Source organism: uncultured Arenimonas sp. (assembly GCF_963976025.1).
In the GTDB taxonomy this organism is placed as follows: Bacteria; Pseudomonadota; Gammaproteobacteria; order Xanthomonadales; family Xanthomonadaceae; genus Arenimonas.
Genome location: NZ_CAXBJS010000213.1, coordinates 1 through 4,162, shown reverse-complemented (window position 1 = coordinate 4,162; position 4,162 = coordinate 1). Strand labels below are relative to the sequence as shown.

Here is a 4,162-nt window from a genome sequence, read left to right as displayed (position 1 = left end):
GCCGCCCACTCGCGCCAGCCCAGGCGCTGCAGGCCTTCCGGTTCCACAAGGTTTTCGGGGGAAGGCATGGGTCAGGGTGCCAGTTTGCGCTTGAGTGCGCGCGCCACCGAGGGCGGCAACCGCGGCAGCGTGCGCAGCAGCCAGGGCAGGATGCGGCGCTTGGCGCCACCCAGCGACTCGGGCACCACGGCATCGATCAGGTGCGGGCCGGGATGGGCCAGCGCGTATTCCAGGGCGTGCGCGAACTCTTCGGCGGTTTCCGCCCGCACCGCGTGCACGCCCATGCCCTGGGCCAGCCGGGCGAAATCCAGGCGCGGGCCGCCGATGTCGAGCTGGGAGCGCGCCTTGGGGCCGATGCGTTCGGCCCCGACCCGTTCAAGTTCGACGTTGAGCACCGAATAGGAGGCGTTGTTGAAAATGATGGTGGTCACGTTGAGGTTCTCGCGCGCCATCGTCCACAGCGCCTGCAGCGTGTACATGGCCGTGCCGTCGCCGATAAGGGCCAGCACCGGGCGGTCCGGGCAGGCCACCGCGGCGCCCACGGCATTGGGCAGGCCCTGGCCGATGGCGCCACCGGTCAGCGTCACCAGGTCGTGGCGCGGGCAGCCCGCGGTCATCAGGCCCAGCATCAGTCCCGAGGTAATCGCCTCGTCCACGACGATCGCGCGCTCCGGCAGCAGGTGGCCGACCGCCTTGCAGACCTTTTCGGCGCTGAGCCGGCCGCGCGGACGGCCCGGGCGCGATGCCGGCTGCAGCGCGGGCTGGGAACCGCCGGCGCCCGTGGCTTCGACCAGCGCCTGCAGGCTGGTCGCGGCGTCCTGGTCGGGCCGGCACAGCGTGTGCACCTGGCAGCCGGCGGGCACCAGTTCACTGGCCTTGCCCGGGTAGGCGAAGAAGGAAACCGGCGCCTTGGCGTCCACAAGCACAAGATGTTCGAACTCGGCCAGCTGCACGCCGGCCAGTTCGGCCAGGTAGGCGATGCGCTCGACCGGCGGCAGGCCGGCGCCGCGTTCAAGCCGGGTCGGGAACACCTCGGCCAGCAGCGTCACGCCGAATTTGGCGGCAAGGCGGCCCGCGGCCACCAGCGCCGGCTCGCGCAGCGCGCGCCCGCCCAGCAGCAGCGCCGTGCGGCCGCCGGAGGCCAGCAGCTTCGCGATGGCGGCCACGGCGTCGGCGTCGGCGCCGGCCGGCGGCATCGGGGGCGGCGGCGCAGCGGGCGTGGCGCCCTCGCCCCAGGACACGTCTGCGGGCAGGATCAGGGTGGCCACCTGGCCGGGCAGTCCGCGCGCGGCGACCACGGCATCGAAGGCGTCGCGGCACAGGTCCTGCGTTCGCATGGAGGTACGCACGAAACCCGGCGAGACGTTGCGCGCCACGGTTTCGATGTCCGACTGCAGCTGGGCGTCGAGCGGCATGTGGTAGGTGGCGTGGTCGCCGACGATATTCACCACCGGCACCCGGCCCTTGCGCGCGTTGTGCAGGTTGGCCAGGCCATTGCCCAGGCCGCAGCCCAGGTGCAGCAGGGTCGCGGCGGGCTTGTCGGCCAGGCGGGCGTAGCCGTCGGCGGCACCGGTCGCCACGCCTTCGAACAGCGCCAGCACGGCGCGCATGCGCGGTTCGTCGTCGAGCGCGGCGACGAAGTGCATTTCGCTGGTGCCGGGATTGCTGAAGCACACCTCGATACCGGCGTCGGCGAGGGTCTTCATCAGGGCTTGGGCGCCGTTGGGCATGGGACTCTCCGTGAAACGTGGGCCGCGCTCAGGCGCGGTCGAGGTGATGGGGGCCGATGTCGGCGACGCGGGTGACGCCGGCCAGCGCCATGGTGACCTGCAGCTCGCGGCGCCAGACTTCCAGCAGGCTGGCCACGCCGTGTTCGCCGCCGCCGGCCAGGGCCCAGGCCCAGGGCCGGCCGATCATCACGCCGCGGGCGCCCAGGGCCAGCGCGCGGAACACGTCCACGCCCGAACGCAGGCCGCCGTCCACCAGCACTTCGGCGCGGCCACCGACGGCCGCGAGCACCGCCGGCAGCCTGGCCGCCGTGGCGGCCGCACCTTCGAGCTGGCGGCCGCCGTGGTTGGACACCACGATGCCGTCGGCACCGGCGACGACCGCGGTCTCGGCGTCCGCCGGATCCAGCAGGCCCTTCACCACCAGCCTGCCCTGCCAGCGTTCGCGCAGCCAGGCCACGTCGTCCCAGGTGATGGAGGGGTCGAACTGCGCATCGATCCAGCGCCGGAACGCATTGATGTCGCCGGCCACCGGCACGTGGGCATCCAGGCTGCCGAAGCCGTGCGGCTTGCCACGCACGCCGACGTCGTACAGCCAGCCCGGACTCGACAGCAGCTGCGAGAGCTTGAGCAGCTTCGGCCGCAGGCCCGCCTGGCCCAGGCCGTTGCGCACGTCGCGGTGGCGCGGCCCGGCCAGTGGCAGGTCGACGGTGAACACCAGGGTCCGCACGCCGGCGGCCCAGGCGGACGCGAGCAGGGCTTCGACCACGCCGCGGTCGCGCAGCATGTACAGCTGGAACCAGGGCGGCGTGCCGGTGGCCGCCACTTCATCGACGCCGCAGATGCCGACCGTCGACAGCGTGAAAGCAACGCCCGCCGAACGCGCGGCGCGGGCCGCCTGGGCTTCGCCGCGGCGCGCCATCATGCCGGCCAGGCCGACCGGGGCCAGCACCAGCGGCAGGCGGCTGTCTTCGCCAAGAAGGGAAGCCGATGTATCGACGCCACTTACATCCACCAGCACGCGCTGGCGGATCGGCAGCGCGGCCCAGGCGGCGGTGTTCGCGGCCAGGGTCTGTTCGGCCCCGGCGCCGCCATCGAGGTAGTCGGCCAGGAACCGCGGCAGCCGCCGGCGGGCCAGGGCGTGGTAGTCGGCGCAGGTGGCGGGAAAGCGACCGACCATGGCTCAGCCCCCTTCGCGCAGCGAGCGCACGGCGGCGCGCGCGGTCAGGATGCAGCCCGGCAGGAAGGTGCCCTCGAGCGACCGTTTGCCATTGCTGCCGCCGCCGCCGAATCCGGCGGCCTCGCCCACGCAGTAGAGGCCGGGAACGGCGGCGCCGTCGGCATCGAGCACGCGGCTGGCGAGATCCGTGCGCAGCCCGCCCAGGCTCTTGCGGGTGATCAGCTGCATGCGGATCGCGATGAAGGGACCGGCGCCGGACTGCTGCAGCGGCGCCGGCTTGCAGGTGCGCAGGCGGTCGGGCCGCCACTGCCGCGCCTCTTCGATACGGCGCACCTGCGGGTCGTTGCGGTAGTTCGCGTCGAAAGCGTCCACCGTGGCCTGCAGCCGGGCGGCATCGATGTCGTGGGAGCAGGTCAGCGCATTCATTTTCAGGGCCAGGCCGGACAGGCTGTCGTCGACCAGGAAGTCGGCGCTTTCGCGCTGCATCTGCGCGACCAGGCGCCGGTTGCCGGTCAGGGTTTCGAAGACAAAGCGCAGGAATTGTTTTTCGCGGATGCGCGGGTTGTGCTCGGCGCCTGAAATCGCGAATTCGCGCAGCGCGATTCGGCGGTTGAGCAGGTGCCAGGTCCAGGGTTTTTCCTGCTCCGCCACGCGCTGGCACAGCCAATGGGTGTCGAAACCGGTGACCAGGGGTTCGGGGCCGATGCGCTGGCCGCGGTGGTCGAGCCAAAGCGCCGACTTGCAGGGAATGGTCGACAGGCCGTGGCCTTCGAAGTGCGGGAACGGATGCGCGATGCCTGCCGCGTAGTTCCACATTTCACCGGCGTTGACGATCCGGCCGCCGAGCTCATCGGCAACGTGGTGGTGCAGGCGGCCATCGGAATACGGATGCGCGCCGTTGAGCATGCGCGCCGGCATCGGCCGGTCGGCCGGCCAGTTGGCGCGGCACTGCGCATGGCCACCGTTGATGCCGCCCATGGCCAGCACGACGGTGCCGGCGCGCAGGCGGACTTCACGACCGCTGGTTTCATCGACCGCCAACGCGCCGCAGACACGCCCGGCTTCTTTCTCCAGCCCCAGCACGCGGTGGCGGTGCAGCAAATGCAGCCGGCCGCCTTCGCCGGCGCGGCGCATCGCGTCGCCCAGGCGAATCACCAGCTCGCGCGCCGTGCCCCAGACGACGTGGTAACGCGGCACCGAATTGCCGTCGCCGGCGCGGCCGCGTTCGACCCAGTTCACCGCCGGCAGGAAACGC

3 protein-coding genes are annotated in these 4,162 nt (G+C 72.2%); all 3 read right to left on the bottom strand.

Features of this window, described 5'->3' with window-relative positions; translation table 11 throughout:
• Positions 1-71: 71 nt before the first annotated feature.
• Positions 72-1,730, bottom strand: coding sequence for an acetolactate synthase large subunit (locus AACZ35_RS12885; RefSeq protein ID WP_339829945.1), 1,659 nt, complete (start codon positions 1,728-1,730; stop codon positions 72-74).
• 28 nt (positions 1,731-1,758) lie between these two features.
• Complete coding sequence (locus AACZ35_RS12880; RefSeq protein WP_339829943.1) at positions 1,759-2,907, bottom strand: L-lactate dehydrogenase; 1,149 nt, start codon at positions 2,905-2,907, stop codon at positions 1,759-1,761.
• Positions 2,908-2,910: 3 nt separating this feature from the next.
• The coding region (locus AACZ35_RS12875) for an FAD-binding protein (protein ID WP_339829941.1) at positions 2,911-4,162 on the bottom strand (1,252 nt) is incomplete at its 5' end.

Coding starts and splice junctions, on each gene's coding strand:
- AACZ35_RS12885 (WP_339829945.1), bottom strand. CDS start 1,730: ATGCCCAACGGCGCCCAAGCCCTGATGAAGACCCTCGCCGACGCCGGT.
- AACZ35_RS12880 (WP_339829943.1), bottom strand. CDS start 2,907: ATGGTCGGTCGCTTTCCCGCCACCTGCGCCGACTACCACGCCCTGGCC.